The organism is Companilactobacillus sp. HBUAS56275, assembly GCF_036913655.1.
In the GTDB taxonomy this organism is placed as follows: Bacteria; Bacillota; Bacilli; order Lactobacillales; family Lactobacillaceae; genus Companilactobacillus; species Companilactobacillus pullicola.
This window is the reverse complement of sequence record NZ_JAYKKK010000006.1, coordinates 90,950-108,970: the sequence shown is the minus strand read 5'-3', so window position 1 is coordinate 108,970 and position 18,021 is coordinate 90,950. Positions and strand designations below refer to the sequence as shown.

Below are 18,021 nucleotides of genomic sequence, written 5' to 3'. Positions count from 1 at the left end.
CCTATTCTATTTTTTGCAATGTCCATTTATTTCGGAATTCTATTTTGAAACTCTTCTTTCTCCAATATTCTAAATTATTAAGTAAATCCGATATACACCGCCCCCAAAAATTTTAAGTCATTACTATCTTGTCCGATTTTTCTCTCAACTACTAATTATCCAAAATAAATTTCATTATTTTGAATATAATAACCTTCATTATTAGAGGAATTTTCTTTCATAAAAAATAATCATTTTTATAAATTTCTATATTTTTTTTATAGACTGAAACTTGGGAACTTCGTAAGTTGTTGGATCTAGCGAATATGAATGCCAGAATCGGTTGGCAAAATCTTAGAACATCAGAATTTCTCGATAACGGCGACTATATGTTAATAACGGGCACAGACTTTAAAGATGGTGAAATTGACTATTCAAATATTCATTACGTGAAAAAAAATCGCTTTGACCAAGATAAAAAAATTCAGATTTCAAATGGCAGTATTTTGATCACAAAAGATGGGACACTTGGTAAAGTTGCTTATGTTACAGATCTACCAATGCCTGCCACGCTAAATGCAGGTGTTTTTAATGTAAGAATTAAAAATGAAAATGAAGTTAATGACAAATATCTTTTTCATTATTTAAAAGCACCTTTCTTATTAAAGTTTTCAAGTGAACAATCAACCGGAGGAACAATTAAACATTTAAATCAAAATGTTTTAGTTAAATTTCCAGTTCCATTACCCGCTCTGGCGGAACAAAATAAGATTGCGGAGTTTTTGACTAATTTTGATAAGCTCATAACTCTACAACAACGGCAGTTAGACCTATATAAGAAACTTAAGAAGGGATTATTGCAAAAACTATTCCCTAAAGATGGGGAAAAAGTTCCTGAAGTGAGGTTTGCTGATTTTCACGAAGATTGGAAACAATTTAAGTTAAACGAACTTAGAGATTTCAATGATAAATATTCATTTACAGGGGGCCCTTTTGGATCAGATTTAAAATCTTCTGATTATACTTCCGATGGCATTAGAATTATTCAGTTGCAAAATATAGGAGATGGTTTCTTTTTAAATAATTACAAAATTTATACATCTAAGGAAAAAGCACAATCTCTCTCTTCAAATTATATATATCCAGGTGAAATAATTATCGCAAAAATGGCTTCTCCACTTGCCAGAGCGACGATTATTCCTAAATTGACGGATATTTTCTTAATGTCTTCTGATGGAATTAGATTAAAAATCGATTCAAAAAAATATGATAATTACTTTGTTTTAACGGCTATAAATAATAGTTCTTTTAGAAAAAAAGCTCTCGCTAATTCGTCTGGGACAACTAGAAAACGAATTGGCTTGGCTGTATTAGGAAATCTTATTTTGAATATTCCAAAATTTCAAGAACAAGTAAAGGTGGGAGGAACTTTTAAACGAATAGATAGGCAAATCACTCTACAATATGAAAAATTAAACAAATTAAACTTTTTTAAGAAATACCTTTTACAAAAATTATTCATCTAACAAAAAGACAAACACGACAAAATCATTGTTATGTTTGTTTTTTTACATTAATTGAGCCATTTGTCTCATTATTTTTTCGCCATCCTGTGTTTCTAATTCTTGAATAATGTGTAGATAAGTATCCTGAGTAGTGGTCATATTAGAGTGACCAAGTCTTCTTGCAACGCTAGCAATCGAAACCCCAGCAAATAAGAGGATTGAAGCGTGAGTATGTCTGAGTCCATGAACAGTTATGACGGGGACTTGGGCACGCTCGCATAGAACAGTTAGACGATTATTTACGGTTGAATTAAAGACACGTCGTTTAACAAAAATCGGTTCATCTTCAGGTAAATCTTTCACCAGTTGTGAGAATTGCATAGCAATTTGCCAATCGAGTTGTACCTTTCTAATTGAAGAAAAGTTTTTTGTTGGTTGAAATCCGCCCTTTGTTGCCCGATAATTCCAGGTTTTGCTGACGCTTAATAATTGTTTGGTAAAGTCAAAATCATTTGGAGTAACCGCTAAAGCCTCTGCAAATCTCAATCCGGTTTTAGCCACTAGTAAAATATACCAATCCCAATTCAATTCCGTCCCTAAATCAAGTTGTCTAATTAGTTGTTGTAATTCGTATTGATTTAAAAATTTCGGCTTTTTATTACCTGGCTTTTTACCCTTAATAACAATTTTTCGAGTAGGATTCTGTTTGATTAATCCTTCGTCTAAAGCATCTATAATTGCACTTTTTACTTGATGGTGAAAATCCTGAGTTGTTTGTTTCTCATGTTCCAAAGCGTAATCATTGATTAATTTTTGATAGGTTCGACGATTCAAATCATTTAATTTTAATTCTGGAGCCAATTTAGTGATCCACTTTAAACACATATAGTATTTATCTAAAGTTACTGATCTAATGGCATTAACTTTGTATAGCTCAATCCATTCTTCATAATACTTATAAAATAATTGTGATGATTTAGTTCTGGGCATAGAAAAAACCTCCGAATAATTTATATGGTATTAAATTTAGATACCAGTATTTATTATCCAGAAGTTTAAATTTCTAGCATTCAATTTTGTTAAATAAATAATTTTTGCAGAAAATATTTTTTTAATTCTTCTAATTTATTTATTTTATATTGTTGTAGAGTAATAACATTTTCAATATTTTTGAAAAAGATACTTAGTTTTTTTTGCTCAAGCTCATTTGGAAACTTTATTATAAAAGTTCTTATTGATTTCATGGACAATGCAGGCTGTGATGAAGAACTGCTTAATGGGAGAACGTTTTTTAAGTAGAACGATGGTGTAGACATATACTCTCTAAAGAAATAAGGAATATACTGTTCATTAAATCTTATTAGTGCAACATTTGGAGCCAAATAAAATGAGTCATTTTGAGGGACCAATGCACTTTCACCCAAGGTTCCTACATAAGTAAATAACATATCATTTTTATATAATTTACTTCGTTTTAGTTTGGCAAAATTAGAATTGTCAATGTATTTAACGTCCGATAGATCTAATTTTCCATTTTTAACATTCAAACCTCTTAATGCAATAATTTTTCCCTTATTTGAATAATGTACATATTTTGTGAATTCAAATCCGGCCAATTTAGTAATATTTGATATTTCTCCTAGTTTGCACTGTTCCCAATCATCATGAAAATCAGCAAATCTCACCTCAGGTACTTTTTCCCCATCTTTAGAGAATAGTTTCTGTAATAATCCCTTTTTAAGTTTCTTATATAGGTCTAACTGCCGTTGTTGTAGAGTAATAGAAATGTCAATTAAATTAAGTATATTTTTTATTAACAACTGTTCATTACTATTCTTAGAATACTTTATACTTATATTTTTAATAAATATCTCCTAAATATATTCCCGGTTGGGCGGATACAACTTGATTTATTTTTAATTTTTTTTGGAAATGTGGTGCCATAATTAAAAATCTTAAAAATTCGGAATCTATATCTTTTGTTCTAAGGTATGCAACACTTCTTTGAAAGGTTATATGTGTATCTCCATTATATATAGCGGTTTGACCAATCGATCCAACAATTGTTAATAGTATGTCTCCTTTTTTTAATCTAAATGATTTATGAATGGATTCAAAATCAGAAATCGATATATGCCTCTCGTTATTACTAATGTTAATTTTTCCATTTTTTATATTTTTTGCACTTAATAAAAGTGGACCATCTACAAAGTCTCTATGTGTACCATGAGTACCATCCTTTAACAAAATAAGATGGGACCCAATGTTATCCTGTTCCCAAGCGTCAGTAAACCCTTTAAATCGGACTTCAGGTACCATTTTCTTATCCATGGTTATTCACCTCATCACTTAACATAGAGATAAATTCATCGAGATCATTCTGAGTCTTTTCATCAGAAGAAGTGAGTTCTTTCATCATTGAAAGTAACTCATTTTTATTTTCCATAATTTTTTTGTTATTTTCTCGAATTTCTTTAGTAACTTCACCCAAGTCAATTTCTGGTTCAGGTTCAAAAGTATCAACATAACGTGGAATATTTAAATTGAAATCATTTTCTTCAATTTCACTCATTGGAGCAATGTGAGCATATTTATCAACATCCTTACGTTCTTTATATGTGTTAATGATCTTGTTAATGTCATCATCACGAAGAATATTTTGATTTTTACCTTTTTCAAAATTATTACTTGCATCAATAAACATGACATCTTTAGTAGTCTTATTCTTCTTCAAGACCATCACTAATGTTGGAATTCCAGTTGAATAGAACAATCCGGCTGGCAATCCAATTACAGCATCAATTTGGTTCTTGTTTAACAATGCCTTACGAATTTTTTCTTCTTTAGCACCACGGAATAAAACACCATGTGGCAATACTATTGCCATAGTACCTTCATTACTTAAATGATATAACCCATGAAGCAAGAAGGCATAGTCTGCTTTAGTCTTTGGTGCTAAACCGCCATATTCTTTAAAACGTGGATCTTTCATTTTATTATCTTCATTATTCCAATGAGCTGAATATGGAGGATTTGCTACAACCATATCGAAACTACGAGGATGATCAACGCCACTGGAATCAACGCCATCAGGCCAGTCGCTCTCTAAAGTATCGGCATTACGTAAGTCCATATTCATATATGAAACGTCATGCATCATCAAATTCATACGAGCTAAGTTATAAGTCGTCGTATTCAATTCTTGTCCATAATAGAACAAACTGCGATTTTTAATTTGTTCTTGAACAGTTAGTAGCAATGATCCAGAACCACAAGCAAAATCATAAACACTTGGTTTATCTTCTTTTGGATTTAGGTCGATAGTCACTAATTTAGCCAGAATTTCTGAGACTTGATGAGGTGTGTAGAATTCTCCAGCTTTTTTACCAGAATTACCGGCAAATTGGGCAATTAAATATTCATAAATGTCACCTAGAATGTCATGTCCATCATCATCTTTGTATTGAACTTCATCAACCAGATTAACGATTTCAACTAAAGCTTTTGCTCTGGCAGCAGTCGTTTGTCCTAATCGTGAATTACCCAAGTTCATATCTGCAAATACACCATGAAAATCTTGTTTAGCATTTTTATTCAAATCAACGTTGTGATTAAAATTATCCAGCATATCTTGAAAATCAGATGGTGCGATTGAATTATCATTTACTTTATCCACAATTGTCTGCCATGTATATTGTGGAGCAATAGCATAACCTAATGAATCAGCCAATTCTTCTAAATAATCATTTAAGTCATCACCACTAGCTTGCTCAATATAAGCATCATTAACACTTTGTCCTTCTTCAACATCGATCAAATCATTTTGTACCATTCGTTGTTCTTGATGTTCTGACAAATAACGATAAAACATAAACCCTAAAATATAATTACGATATTCACTGGCATCCATATTACTTCGTAAACGGTTTGCCATTTCCCAAATTTGACTGGTTATTTCCTGTGCTTTACTCATAATTTCTCCTAATATTTATCAACCATTTGATCTGCAAATTTCTTAAAACTTCTTCTCAAATGAGTACGATACTTAATTTTTGTTAATTTTCTAACTTCTTCAGATTCAGCGTCCATTCGATAAACAACACAGGCTTCTTTAACTATTTCATCTAAGGCCCCATCAATATTTAAATCATCGGCATCTTTTACGTGATCTGAAACTAACTTATTAATATCTTGAGATGCTTCAATGTCAGTTAATCCCCAATTCTTTTTATAATCGAAAATATCATTCCGCAAACGCATGTCATTATGGCCTGAAACTAAATTTTTAACTTCGTTTTGTTTTACGGGGTACGTATCAGAATACTTAAAATTGCCGTTTAAAACATCATCAGTAAATTGATTAATCTGTTCAGCATACTTACGGTTGTCAACCTTATCAGAAATTGATTTAATTTCTTTGGCTGTTTTATTAGCAGTTTCCAAGTCATCGTCATGATATTGATTCATCAAATTAGCAATCAATTCTTCCAAATAATCATAATTAACTCGAATAGCCTTAACATGCTCCATTTGTAGATCAATTTGTGATACATCAACATGATGAATCCTAGCAACTTCTTTTTTCAGTTTATTACTTAAAGTTGTTGTTAACACTTCTTCGGTATTTGTATCCATTCCCAATTCATTTAAAAGAATATCAGGATTCTCATCATCATATTTATCATCTTGTTTAGCCATAGCCATCAAATGATTATATTTGCGTAGTACTGAATACATCTCTTCAATACGGTTGTCATCTTGAGGAATTCTTGTAAAACCATCAGAAAAATCATTCAGCTGTGTAGTAACTTCTTTTAATTCTGATTTAACTTCTTCATAAGGTTTGGCAATCACATCTACCTTACCAGGAAGTTCTATCTGAAAATTGGCCGAATCTCGATTTGCATATATTGCTAAAGCCTCTTTCATTAACTTCTCAGTTTGATGTGGCCAACGATAATTAACTATTCGCCCAAATGGCTTTGTCTGCATGTCATAAACACGATTGGTTCTAGAATAGGCTTGAATCAATGCAGAACCATGTAAAGTACGATCAACGTACAATGTATTCATTTGTGGAGCATTGAAACCGGTTAGTAATTGATCAACAACGATTACAATATCAAAATACTTACCGTCATCAATAGTCCTATTTAATCTGGAAACTACTTGAGCGGTATAATCTTTAACATCCTGATCTCCAAAGCTTGTACCAAACTCTTTGTTGTAATCGGTCATTGCTTCTCGCAAATCTTTATTATTATCTAATTGATTGTCACTATTTGATGTAGTTTGGCTGAAAGTGATTCCTACTTTCAAACCAGAATCACGTTTTTTAAATTCGCGATAATACATCATTGCCATAGGTGTTGAAGCCTTACCACCGCCAACATGGGTTGTTAATATAGCATTATACTTGCCTTGTCTTGAGCGTTTACTCCAATTCTTGATAATGTCATCAACGACTAACTTAATATGTTTAGGATTATTATCATAAACCGATGGCTCAACAGTATCATCCATATCTGCATCAGTCATATTGTCGATACGCATTTCAATATCTTCATCTGAAATTCCCGGATAACGTCCTTTAAAATATTCAGGCAAATACTGATCACGCAAAACTGAATCCGACAGAGTTGTTTCAAAATCAACTTTAAAACCTAAAACATTTCCATCGGCAATAGCATCCCTAATTGTATAAGCATGAATTAAATCACCAAAAACTTCTTGAGTTGTTGGATGTTCATCAAAAACCGGTGTCCCCGTGTAACCAACCCAAGCTGATCTCGGGAATCCATCCTTAATTCGCTTCAGCATATCTCCTGAAGTTGAACGATGAGCCTCGTCAACAATGAAAACAATGTTTTTATCAATAGGTCTGAAATTACTACTTTGAACCATCGAATCCATTTTTTGAGTAGAAGTAACGATGATTCCATTACCTTTTTTGGATAGTTTCTTAGATAAAGCCCAACGATTAGCTGTATCAGTTACAACTCCTCCATTACTTTCATCAGTATTTTCTGGATCATAAGCTTTATATTCATCAACAGTTTGATTAGTTAAAGCAATCCTATCAACTAAGAAAACGACCTTATCAACGTTTGGTAAACGTGAGGCTAACCAAGCAGCTTTGAACGAACTAATTGTTTTACCCGAACCAGTCGTATGCCAAACATAACCTATTCCTTGTTTACCAATACTGAAATCATGTTCACGTATTTTTCTTATAACACGTTGCGTAGCATAAACTTGATATGGTCTCATGGCTTTAATCATTTGATGCTTTGGTGTTCCATCCAGAATCATATAGTTAGTAGCCATTTGATGTGCCATTGGAATAGACAGCATATAATTGGAAAACTCTCTCCAATCAAAGACAGGTTTATTGTCATCAGCTTTTTGCCAGCGAAAAGCAAAATCAGTATTAAATTTGTCTGCAGTAGTATTTGCCATATATCTACTATCATGCGGTGTGATGGCAACCAATATTTGTAAAGTTGAAAAGATATCCGTATATTGACGTTCCTCAATATATTGGTGCATCTGATTTAAAGCTTCTTTAGCATCGTGCCCATCGGCTTTTTCTTCAATCTGTAAAATTGGCAATCCGTTGATCAAAAGAGTCGTATCAAAACGGCGATTTTTGCGACCAGGAATAACTGCAGGCCGCTCAATTTGATTAACTATCTGATAAATTGTATCCCCAGCACCAATATTATCTTGATCAAATATCTTAAGATACACATGTTTACCATTATCCAAGTCCACTTCGACTTGAGAAATTCCATTCATACCGTACAAAAATTGTCCAGCTTGATATGGAGTTTCTAATTGTCCAATAATGACTTTTATTTGTTGAAATTCTGATTTAGTCAGTGGTGCATCTAGGCGATCTTGATTATGTTGCTCAACAATCCTTTTGAAATTAGCCCATAAATTATCAGTCGTTTTAATATTCGGAAGATAACTCCATTGTTTTGTTCCACCTAAATCAACCAAATGATTTATTAACTCGTCTTCAAAGTCTAGTTCATTAGTTTTTATCACAATTTAGTTCCCCCTAAACGAATGTAAAGATTAATTGCGATTGTAAATTTTCTTTTACATACTTGACTTTATCTTATCAAAAAAAGACCCCTAAATTACGAAATAACTGATTAAAAATCAATTCATTTTTGAAATTTTTAGAATAATAATACATTCATAAAAGTATAAAAATCTTGAATAATCTTAATAAACTAAAAATGCTCCTGATAAAAGTTTTCCAAAATGGAATTCTTTATCACGAGCATTTTTTATTTTAAAACAACTGCATAATAGCAATCACAACAATAGGAACCAACAAAGATGGCAATAAGTTCAAAACTTTAATCTTCCGGATGTTCAACAATCCTAACCCCGAAGCAAAAATCAGTACGCCACCGACAATCGTCAATTCCGTGATCATATTAGTATTGATTGAATTTTGTAGTAGCAATGCAATTACATAAATACTACCCTGCCAAGCAAACACAGCAACGGCCGCTAAGGCCATCCCGATACCAAAAGTTGATGCCAATACAATCGAAGTAATACCGTCCAACATCCCATTGGTAAATAAGAAAGTCGAATCATGATTCAAAGCTTCTTGAATCGGTCCCAAAATTGATAACGAACCGATGCAATACAACAGGATAGCAGTGGCCAAGCCTTCGGACAAATTTTTACCGCCATCAGCACTCTTCTTGGAAAATTTGCCTACCAGATTGTCAAAGTGTTTCTCCAGGTCAATCCACTGCCCCAACAATCCACCAATTGCCAAGCTCACGATGAACAAAACAGGATAGTGACTTTTCGACATATTTCCTATAACAGCATTGATTCCAATCATCATCGCGGCTAAACCTAAAGCTTGAGTCAATATCTCATTATATTCGGCTTTGATTCCTTTTTTAAAATAACTACCAGCAAAACTTCCACCAATAATCATCGCTACGTTAAAAGTCGTTCCTATCATGTTTATCCCCCCCCCAATTATTATTTCGTTAATTATAAATTATAAACTCTCTAGTAGGTGGAGGGTCAACAAAAAGTTAATCGGTGATTGGAATTCTTATTTCCGTGACATATTTTGATAGGTCATCGGTGATGCCATAGTCAATTAATGTAGTCTCAATAGCATTGCCATTAATTTCAAAATTATGTTTTTGACAATAATCCATCAATTCTTGATATTCTTTTCCGGCTGTCTCATGTGTTCCATGAAATCTTAATCGTAAATATCGACCTGCTGGTAAGAACGATGTTGCTTTGTTATCGTCACCAGGTTCTAAGATCAATACCAATTCTGTATACTCACTAAATTTCCGTTGATTCAATTGTTCTTTGGAAATGGCTAAAGCTATTTTACCTAAAAAAATATTCTTATTTACTTTATATCTCTGTCGCAGTACTGAAATAGGAAGTTCGATATCCTCATTGGGACGATAATTTTCTTTCAAAGTTATAACCGGTATATCGGGAAGTTCCACTAATTCAATTTTTCCCAAATTACTATTCAAAGCGTCTTCTACTTGTGAAAGTCTTGCCGAAATTCTAGTCTTAACATTTTGTAAAGTTGAGATTTGTCTCTCAACCTGATTTTGTTGTTCCCGCAACATAGCTTCCAATTTGGGAATGTCACGTGCCTCAAAAAAATCTTTAATTGAATCCAACGATAAATCCAGCGTTCGTAAATACGTAATAACATTAAGTCTTTCAAATTGTACCGTCGTGTAATAACGGTAATGCGTCTTAGGATCAACCTTGGCCGGCTTTAATAAACCCACTTCATCGTAATAACGCAAAGTCGATATTTTAGTATTAAATAACTTGGATAACTGTCCAATTGTAAATAATTGTTCCATTTTTCCGTCTCTTTACTTCTTCTACAAATATATTGTGAAATTTAATTCAATCCTTATAAAAATAATCCTCGATAATTGGAACAAATAAATTTTATTAAATTATATAATATAAATAATAATAGATATATTCAGTTATTGTTATATCTTTTTGGGGAGGAAGATATTAATGATTAATAAGTATAAATACATTCGAGGGATCTTGGTGGCTTTTTTTGCCGTGTTTATTTGTATTATTGCCTTTAGCAATAACACTTTAACAGTTAAGGCCGCTACAACTCAGAATGTTATCGATAATACTAATAAAATTGATGACGGATACAGCAATTGGGTGCCAGCCACTTCAAATAGAGGTCTTGTTGGTTCTATTCCAATTAGTGCTAGTAATAATGTTTCACTAGACTATACTTTTGGATCAGCACGTAATAGTTCTGGTAATGTAACTAGCGGTGACGATACTATTACGACCGGCGCATCCAATATAGGCTTGAATACTGGCTATGGTTCCGGATATAGTTATTATTCTAAAATCAATGTTTTTATTAATAATAATGGGAAATATTATAGTATCCTCCATCAAGGTCAAAACTCTTATATCAATGGTAGCCCTCAAAAAACCTCAGATTCATCATTTGACTATGCGCTTGTTACCGGTACATATGGATCAACGGCCAATTATTACAGTAGCCAGGCACTGATGGTTAAAATGGATCAAAAAGTCCTTATGCATACTACTGATAGTAATGGTCGTCTAGTCTTAAAAATTGCTGGATACTTAACTGGTACTGCCGCCGCCGGTGCCTATGCCGAAGTAGTACTAAGACCATCATCTACAGGTGCTCCTGTTGTTCAAAGAGAACTTTATGTCTACAGTCCTAATAAGAAAGTACAATTTCAACCATATTTTGGTGAAGATACAGCAATGAATGAAGACAGCAGAATCTATGACTCTTCTACCAATACCAACGTAGATGCCATTGGTGATGATGTTCCACTTTTTGCTATTGGTGGAGGCCAAGGACTTTACATCAATAATGCTAAGAATACTAACAGTAGTAAATCTAAACTATTTGTCACTAATAATGTTCCCGGTGGCTTCGAAAACTTTATGGGTATTGCTTTCTCAAGTAGTTACTCTCCAGATATCAAAGGTAAACCCCTTAGTGCTAATGCTGGTAGCGTATTAACGCCAAACCTTAAACCAGGTGGTAGTGATCCTGGTGATACTGATAAAAAGGCCGGACAACCACTCCTATTCGCTAAAACACAATATGGAGGTTCTGATCTCATTGCAATTGTGGATGCTGATGGTCGTCAAAATTCTGCATATACCTTGAGATGGCCTTACCAAACCTTAGATACGGGTGCCACCGGTCATTACTCCTCAACAATAGGTGCAACAGTCTCTCCTTATGCTGTACCTATCGTAACCAAAACTTATACCAATAGTAATCAAAACTCTGATGGAACAAATAACGTTGGTGACACGCTCCACTTTAAACTTAAAGTAGTCAATAATGGTCTAAATTCACATTGGAACTTGAGTAAAATAGTTGATAGTTTACCTAAGGGATTACAAATAAATCCAAATACTATTAACTATACTGTCACCCATGCGGTACCATCAAGTGACACTGGTTCCAATGAACATGATATAGATCAAGTTGTTGATAGTGGCTTTATACCATCCTCTTCAGTATCAGGTAATAAATTTGAATTTGAACCTAACACTGTAATTCCTGACAAGGGTACTTACACTGTTAATCTTAATGCCACAGTTACCTTTGATGCCGCAGGCACTGGTAGTCTAACTAATACTGCTTCCTTCTCAGGTAATAACCAGACCTCAAGCGGTGTAGCTCTTGATACTACTACTGACTATACTGATCAGGTAAAAATTCCTATAAGAAATCCTAATCTGAATATTTCATTTGATAAGAAATTACGTAACGTTACTAAAAATACTAATTTCTCTAATACTGAAAGTGGCTCTAAAGGCGACATTATTGAATACCAAACTACGATTCATCCTACCGGTACCGATACCATAAAGAGCGCTACTTTCAACGATACCTTACCAGATGGAATCAAATTAGTACCTGGCAGTATTACTGTAAATGGCGTTAAACAGAGTTACAATACTGATATTGATGGTCTTAAATTAGGTGCTATCGCAAGTGGCAGTTCAGTACCAATCGTCTTTCAAGCCAAGGTTACATCTCCCCTTGAACTAACCGCTACCAATATTGCCGTCTTGAACAATATTCAAACAGCTTCTGGTAAAACATATAACAATCGTCTATCGACAGCTGCTATTTTAAATATTTCCGCAACAGCCCCAACAATGCAATTTGAAAAAGTCCCTAGTTCAATAGAATTTGGAACTATCAATAGCACTGGTTCTGAAAGAGTACTCCCTAATATCAGAACTGATGGTCTGTTAGTCATAGATCATACTAGTGATAATCCTTTCCAAATTACTGTAGGTTACGATAATAACGGTGGGGGTTCTATCGTAAATCAAAAGGACAAAACAACGAAACTAATTCAAGACAACAATGATGCCATTTATCTGAATCAAGCCAACGATGCTAATAAGGAAAATTGGGTACCTCTTTCAACCGGTGGTATTCCAATCAAAAGTGAAGGTTTCTCTGGATCTTATACAGGAGAAAACTTTACTAAGTATGTTGATTTAGGTAAGTGGAAATTGCGTGTTCCTGGAACAGCTTCCGCTGGTCAATACTCGGGTACAATAACTTGGGGAATGCAAGATACTCCACAATAGGCACTTTATTAACTATAAAAACAACAATATCCAGTAACTCGAACTAAAGAGTTGCTGGATATTTATTTTTCCTCAAAAATACTAATACTCCACAGTTCTGACCAATCCGTGTATTATGCAACAAATATTTCAATCGTTCTGTTATAAAACTATTGCTACTTATGTATAATATCTATGGTATCAAAAATTTAAAAATATATTTTCACTTATTACGTAAGGTCATCGAAGCATATTTCATGAGGGAGGTTAATAAAAATTGTTAACAAAATATGTTCTACAAGAGATGCCTTTACTCGTCAGTCTCTTCTTTATTCTTGGCGTTTTTATTATTTACGAAATATTATTTGATGGAATAAAATCGGTCCTATCTATAAGGAAAATTGAGATTGAATCGAATATTCTCAAGGCTCAACTGGGTATTATGTACCTGTTCATTCTCTTATTCGGACTTCAAACTCTGGTTGTCAATCAGGAAACTACATGGATTTTCATAAATTTTCAAATTATTGCTTTAATATTCTGTGCTGTCTTTTTAGATGCACCGGTCAACTACCCTGTCTTCATACCAATTGTTTTAATATTCATGATTTTTAATTCTGCTATTTTTTACTGGGAATCGTGGTGTTTTGCTTTAACACTCTTTGCCTTTTATTTTTCACTTAAATATATCAAGAAAAAGCGAGCAAACTCTTTTCCATTTATTTATTACATTCTCGATGGATTATTGTTTGGTGTCATCCTCTGGACTTTGGCCAGAATCAAATTTTCATTAGATGTAACGACAATTTTTCGTCAAGTATCCTACCTAATCGTTTTCGAAATTTTCGTCTACAGTTACATTGGTTTCTTCGTGCGTGATATTCGAGTCAAACATACACTTTATGAATTTGCTCATTTAGATGCGCTGACTCATGTTAAAAATTTTGCGGCTTTTGATAACGATATTCACGCTCTATTCAATCAATATCAAAGTAACAAAATAGATGTCGCTATGATCATGTTCGATATTGACCATTTCAAAAGTATTAACGACCACTATGGACATTTAATTGGTGACAAAGTTTTGCAACAGGTTGCTGACATTACGCAAACAGTTCTGGCTGCCAATGATAATAACATTAGGTTTTATCGTACCGGTGGCGAAGAATTCAATATTATCTTACCTAGTTATAAGCTGACAGAAATAGATTCTATTACTCAAGAGGTCTTTTCTGCCATCAACAATTCTCAATTCTGTATCAACAACCAAACTGTCGACGTGTCTGTTTCCGTGGGTAGTTCTGAAATACGGGATTCTGATCTCACTTCGGATGAGTTTTATAGTCGGGTTGATGAGGCTCTTTATCAGTCCAAAAGAAATGGTCGTATGCGGATCACTAAAAGTTAAATGATATAAATAAAGACCAGTGCGGTTTTCATCTTTAGTTCTTGATGATTGCCGTACTGGTCTTTTTCTTAACCTTTGTTCTTTTTTGAATAGTTTTGGTTTCTATTCAGGATAACCATGGTTCTTTGCTGAATAGTGGAAACGAGCTACACAAGGGCAACCTCCTGTGGTTTGCTACAGTCCTGAAATTACACGCAAGGTTCGCGTGCGATTCCAGGACTTAGGCAAATCCTCGGAGGCTGAGCGCCCTTACTCCGCTCTCTATGATTGTTTCACCATTTCTGCACCTATCTCTGCTCTATCACAAATAACTGCAATAACGTACTCTATTGTCTCTGTATCATCCCAATCGGCTGACAAATCCAAATTAACTTCTCGTCCGTCTTTTAACTTTATTTCCAAATAATATGGTGTCGGCAAATTGAACATAATTTTCTTGGGTGCATAAAATGAACCGCCTAATATATTGGCTGGTGCGTTCATTTCTCTTCCTACGACTACTCTCAATGATTTTATATCGTCATATTTAAAGGTCATCTGATCTTCACTAAAGGGCATCAATACTGACTGGAATTTGACGCTGAAATTTAAATAGTCGTAGCATCTGATTCCTTCTTCGGTAAGTTCCCAATATCCATAGAAATCCGATAAACTTTTGGCAAAAATCAAAGCACATATTACGATAACTGTGATTCCTAAAATTACTGCTAACAACGCTTGATGTGCAAATACTGCTATCACTAAACCAACTATCACGCCGACAGCTAAACTTATTGTCATTGGCACATAATTGATTTTGCGACCAAACTCAATACTATCCATTCTGATTCTCTCTTCTTTTTATACTATAGTAACCAATTCTATACTTTTCATATACACAATCATAACAAAAAATAAGACTGCACGTTGTATGCAGTCCTATCTTTGTAACTATTCAACTATTTCCAATCATAGTCAGTTGGATCATTTAGGCCCCTCCCAGTTGCCTTATCCAACATAATTCTTTGTTCGAAGTGTGCTACATTACGTTTCGTTTCCTTGACCATATCTGGGTTAACTGAAACATAATCAATACCACATCTAATTAAGAAGTCGGTGAAGTCTGGATACTCTGATGGTGCTTGTCCACAAATACCAACTGTCTTACCATCTTTGTGAGCTGTTTGAATCAAGTGATTGATAGCACGTTTAACAGCTAGGTTACGCTCATCGAACAAACTAGCAACTGTATCATTGTTACGATCACAGCCAAGAATCAACATTGCCAAATCGTTTGATCCGATTGAGTAGCCATCAACATACTTGTTAAATTGATCGGCTAAAATAATATTTGTTGGAATTTCAGCCATCATGTATACGTGGAAGTCAGCACTACGTACGAGGCCTTCGCCACGCATAATATCGGTGACTTTTTGAGCTTCGTCAACAGTTCTAACAAATGGAATCATGACATTCAGGTTCTTCAAACCAAATTCATTACGTACTTTCTTAACAGCAGCTAATTCAAGTTTGAAGGCTTCGATATATTTAGGGTCGTAGTAACGAGAAGCACCACGCCAACCTAACAAATCAGCTGGCTCATGTGGTTCATACTTGTCGCCACCCTTTAAGTTACGATACTCACTAGACTTGAAGTCTGAGAAACGTAATACCATTGGACGAGGAGCCATAGCACGGGCAACTTTAGAAATTCCGTCAGCTAACATGTCGACAACTTTTTCTGGATGTCCTTGCTCGATCAAATACAGTGGATGCTCATGAATAAAGGTTGTCCATAAGAACTCTTCACGCATCAAGCCAATTCCGTCAGCTGGTAATGTTGAATATTTGTCAGCCAAATCAGGATCACCAAGGTTCATCATGACACGTGTAGCTGTTGGAGCAAATGTTTCGGCGGCAACTACTTGTCCACCTTGGGCAGCAGGTTCTGGTTTCTTAAGCATGCTCTCAACTTTACCCATGTAAACAATTCCGTTAGTAGCGTCAACTGTAACAACATCGCCTGTCTTCAAAACATCAGTTGCGGCAACTTTCATACTCTTTGTACCAACGATACATGGAATCTGCATTTCACGAGAAACGATAGCAGCGTGACAGGTCATACCACCATTATTAGTTACAATGGCAGCGGCTTTCTTCATGGCTGGAACCCAATCAGGTGAAGTCATCAATGTAACTAAGATCTCGCCTTCCTTAAATTGATCAATATCTTTTGGATCATCAATAACGTGAACAACACCACTAGCTAATCCTGGACTTGCTGGTAATCCACGAACCGCAACTTTAGCGTCTGATTCTGCAACCACGTTATCATCCCCATCGTTATTTTTATTCTTCTTACGTTGTGACCATACTGTCTCTGGACGAGCTTGGACGATCCACAATTTATTAGTATTGCTATCAAGAGCATATTCCATATCCATGTAGCAACCGTAGTGACGTTCAATTTCTTTTACATAGCCGGCTAATTCGATTACTTGGCTATCAGTAAGTGCTTGCTCATCTTGTAATGCCTCTGGAACAGGCTCTTCTTTTGTACCTCCATCAGGAAGTCTTACTAATTGAATAGGTTTCTTAATAATATTCTTTTCAACAATCTTCATTGATTGTTTATCAATAACAAAGTGATCTGGTGTAACCTTTCCTAAAACGATGTACTCACCTAAACCATAGATAGCGTCAATAACGATCTTGGATTCATCACCGTTAGCAACGTTAACTGAGAACATGATACCTGATGCCTTAGAGAAGACCATCATTTGAACGGCAGCTGACAAAGCAACTTTTTCATGTGGGAAGTGTTGCTTGTGTCTGTAGTATGTTGCACGATCTGTAAAGAGTGAGGAGTAACATTGCTGTACACGGTTAACAACGTCATCGGCTCCTTTAATATTTAGATAAGATTCTTGTTGGCCAGCAAACGAAGCATTAGGTAAATCTTCGGCTGTAGCAGATGATCTAATAGCTACGAATGGATCTGTCTGTCCCATCTTGTCAGAAAGCTCGGCATATGCTTCCTTAATATCATCAGCCAAGTCACTTGGCATCGTTGCTCCGACGATCAAATTACGGATTTGTTCACAAGTCTTGTGAAGTTCGTCTGAATTCTCGTAGTCATTTATACTCTCCAATAATGCGTTAACCTTATCGTTTAATCCGGTTTCTTGCATGAAGTATTGATATGCGCGTGCGGTTGTTGCGAAACCATATGGTACCGGTACATCCATTGATGAAGTCATTTCTCCCAATGAAGAAGACTTTCCACCAACTAAATTAACATCCTTACGGTGTAATTCATTGAACCATAGAACATTTGCAGTATCGCGACTACTCATGATAATATTGCCTCCTTTTATATTCTCCGATTTGAATCTATTTCTATATAGATGAAATCGTCTCTTGTAAGCGATTTCATTACAACCACATTATAGTTCATTTAATCACAAATAGTAACTATATTTGGAAACTTTTTAG

At 34.6% G+C, this 18,021-nt stretch carries 12 protein-coding genes and 1 pseudogene; 4 read left to right on the top strand and 9 right to left on the bottom strand.

The window, feature by feature from the left end; all coding sequences use genetic code 11:
• Positions 1-278 precede the first annotated feature (278 nt).
• Together U8526_RS11590 and U8526_RS11585 are read left to right on the top strand one after the other, a co-directional pair.
• A pseudogene (locus U8526_RS11590) lies at positions 279-791 on the top strand (restriction endonuclease subunit S); the annotation flags it as partial.
• An 87-nt stretch (positions 792-878) separates the two neighbouring features.
• Positions 879-1,505 carry a restriction endonuclease subunit S gene (locus tag U8526_RS11585; RefSeq protein WP_334342159.1) on the top strand — a complete coding sequence of 209 codons (627 nt, stop codon included), beginning with the start codon at positions 879-881 and terminating at the stop codon, positions 1,503-1,505.
• A 42-nt stretch (positions 1,506-1,547) separates the two neighbouring features.
• Here U8526_RS11585 and U8526_RS11580 read toward each other — a convergent pair whose 3' ends face one another.
• The 7 genes from U8526_RS11580 to U8526_RS11550 form a co-directional block, all read right to left on the bottom strand.
• Complete coding sequence (locus U8526_RS11580) at positions 1,548-2,474, bottom strand: site-specific integrase (protein WP_334342122.1); 927 nt, start codon at positions 2,472-2,474, stop codon at positions 1,548-1,550.
• Between the two features lie 89 nt (positions 2,475-2,563).
• Positions 2,564-3,304, bottom strand: a complete 741-nt coding sequence (locus tag U8526_RS11575) for a restriction endonuclease subunit S (RefSeq protein ID WP_334342121.1) — start codon at positions 3,302-3,304, stop codon at positions 2,564-2,566.
• 40 nt (positions 3,305-3,344) lie between these two features.
• Positions 3,345-3,815, bottom strand: a complete 471-nt coding sequence (locus tag U8526_RS11570; RefSeq protein ID WP_334342120.1) for a restriction endonuclease subunit S — start codon at positions 3,813-3,815, stop codon at positions 3,345-3,347.
• Positions 3,808-5,457: a type I restriction-modification system subunit M gene (locus U8526_RS11565; protein WP_334342119.1), complete on the bottom strand. Its 1,650-nt coding sequence runs from the start codon at positions 5,455-5,457 to the stop codon at positions 3,808-3,810. Before U8526_RS11565 ends, U8526_RS11570 begins: the two co-directional genes overlap by 8 nt.
• An 8-nt stretch (positions 5,458-5,465) precedes the next feature.
• Entirely contained in the window at positions 5,466-8,540 is a 3,075-nt protein-coding gene (locus U8526_RS11560) for a type I restriction endonuclease subunit R (protein ID WP_334342158.1), read from the bottom strand.
• Positions 8,541-8,790: 250 nt separating this feature from the next.
• Positions 8,791-9,486: a DUF554 domain-containing protein gene (locus tag U8526_RS11555; protein WP_334342118.1), complete on the bottom strand. Its 696-nt coding sequence runs from the start codon at positions 9,484-9,486 to the stop codon at positions 8,791-8,793.
• 76 nt (positions 9,487-9,562) lie between these two features.
• The gene (locus U8526_RS11550) at positions 9,563-10,375 is read right to left on the bottom strand and encodes a MerR family transcriptional regulator (protein WP_334342117.1); all 813 of its coding nucleotides are present in this window, start codon (positions 10,373-10,375) and stop codon (positions 9,563-9,565) included.
• Between the two features lie 166 nt (positions 10,376-10,541).
• On the opposite strand from U8526_RS11550, the gene U8526_RS11545 reads away from it, so the two are divergent.
• The gene (locus U8526_RS11545) at positions 10,542-13,160 is read left to right on the top strand and encodes an isopeptide-forming domain-containing fimbrial protein (protein ID WP_334342116.1); all 2,619 of its coding nucleotides are present in this window, start codon (positions 10,542-10,544) and stop codon (positions 13,158-13,160) included.
• 256 nt (positions 13,161-13,416) lie between these two features.
• On the top strand, positions 13,417-14,547 hold the full coding sequence (locus U8526_RS11540) for a GGDEF domain-containing protein (protein ID WP_334342115.1): 1,131 nt from the start codon (positions 13,417-13,419) through the stop codon (positions 14,545-14,547).
• A 261-nt stretch (positions 14,548-14,808) separates the two neighbouring features.
• Here the strand turns inward: U8526_RS11540 and U8526_RS11535 are convergent, their stop codons facing one another.
• Positions 14,809-15,369, bottom strand: coding sequence for a hypothetical protein (locus U8526_RS11535; protein ID WP_334342114.1), 561 nt, complete (start codon positions 15,367-15,369; stop codon positions 14,809-14,811).
• Positions 15,370-15,485: 116 nt separating this feature from the next.
• On the bottom strand, positions 15,486-17,882 hold the full coding sequence (gene ppsA, locus U8526_RS11530) for a phosphoenolpyruvate synthase (protein WP_334342113.1): 2,397 nt from the start codon (positions 17,880-17,882) through the stop codon (positions 15,486-15,488).
• Between the last annotated feature and the right edge of the window lie 139 nt (positions 17,883-18,021).

Bases quoted from the DNA above. Each gene is read 5' to 3' on its own strand.
- U8526_RS11580 (WP_334342122.1), bottom strand. From the start codon at position 2,474: ATGCCCAGAACTAAATCATCACAATTATTTTATAAGTATTATGAAGAA.
- U8526_RS11550 (WP_334342117.1), bottom strand. From the start codon at position 10,375: ATGGAACAATTATTTACAATTGGACAGTTATCCAAGTTATTTAATACT.
- U8526_RS11535 (WP_334342114.1), bottom strand. From the start codon at position 15,369: ATGGATAGTATTGAGTTTGGTCGCAAAATCAATTATGTGCCAATGACA.
- U8526_RS11565 (WP_334342119.1), bottom strand. From the start codon at position 5,457: ATGAGTAAAGCACAGGAAATAACCAGTCAAATTTGGGAAATGGCAAAC.
- U8526_RS11555 (WP_334342118.1), bottom strand. From the start codon at position 9,486: ATGATAGGAACGACTTTTAACGTAGCGATGATTATTGGTGGAAGTTTT.
- U8526_RS11545 (WP_334342116.1), top strand. From the start codon at position 10,542: ATGATTAATAAGTATAAATACATTCGAGGGATCTTGGTGGCTTTTTTT.
- ppsA (WP_334342113.1), bottom strand. From the start codon at position 17,882: ATGAGTAGTCGCGATACTGCAAATGTTCTATGGTTCAATGAATTACAC.
- U8526_RS11570 (WP_334342120.1), bottom strand. From the start codon at position 3,815: ATGGATAAGAAAATGGTACCTGAAGTCCGATTTAAAGGGTTTACTGAC.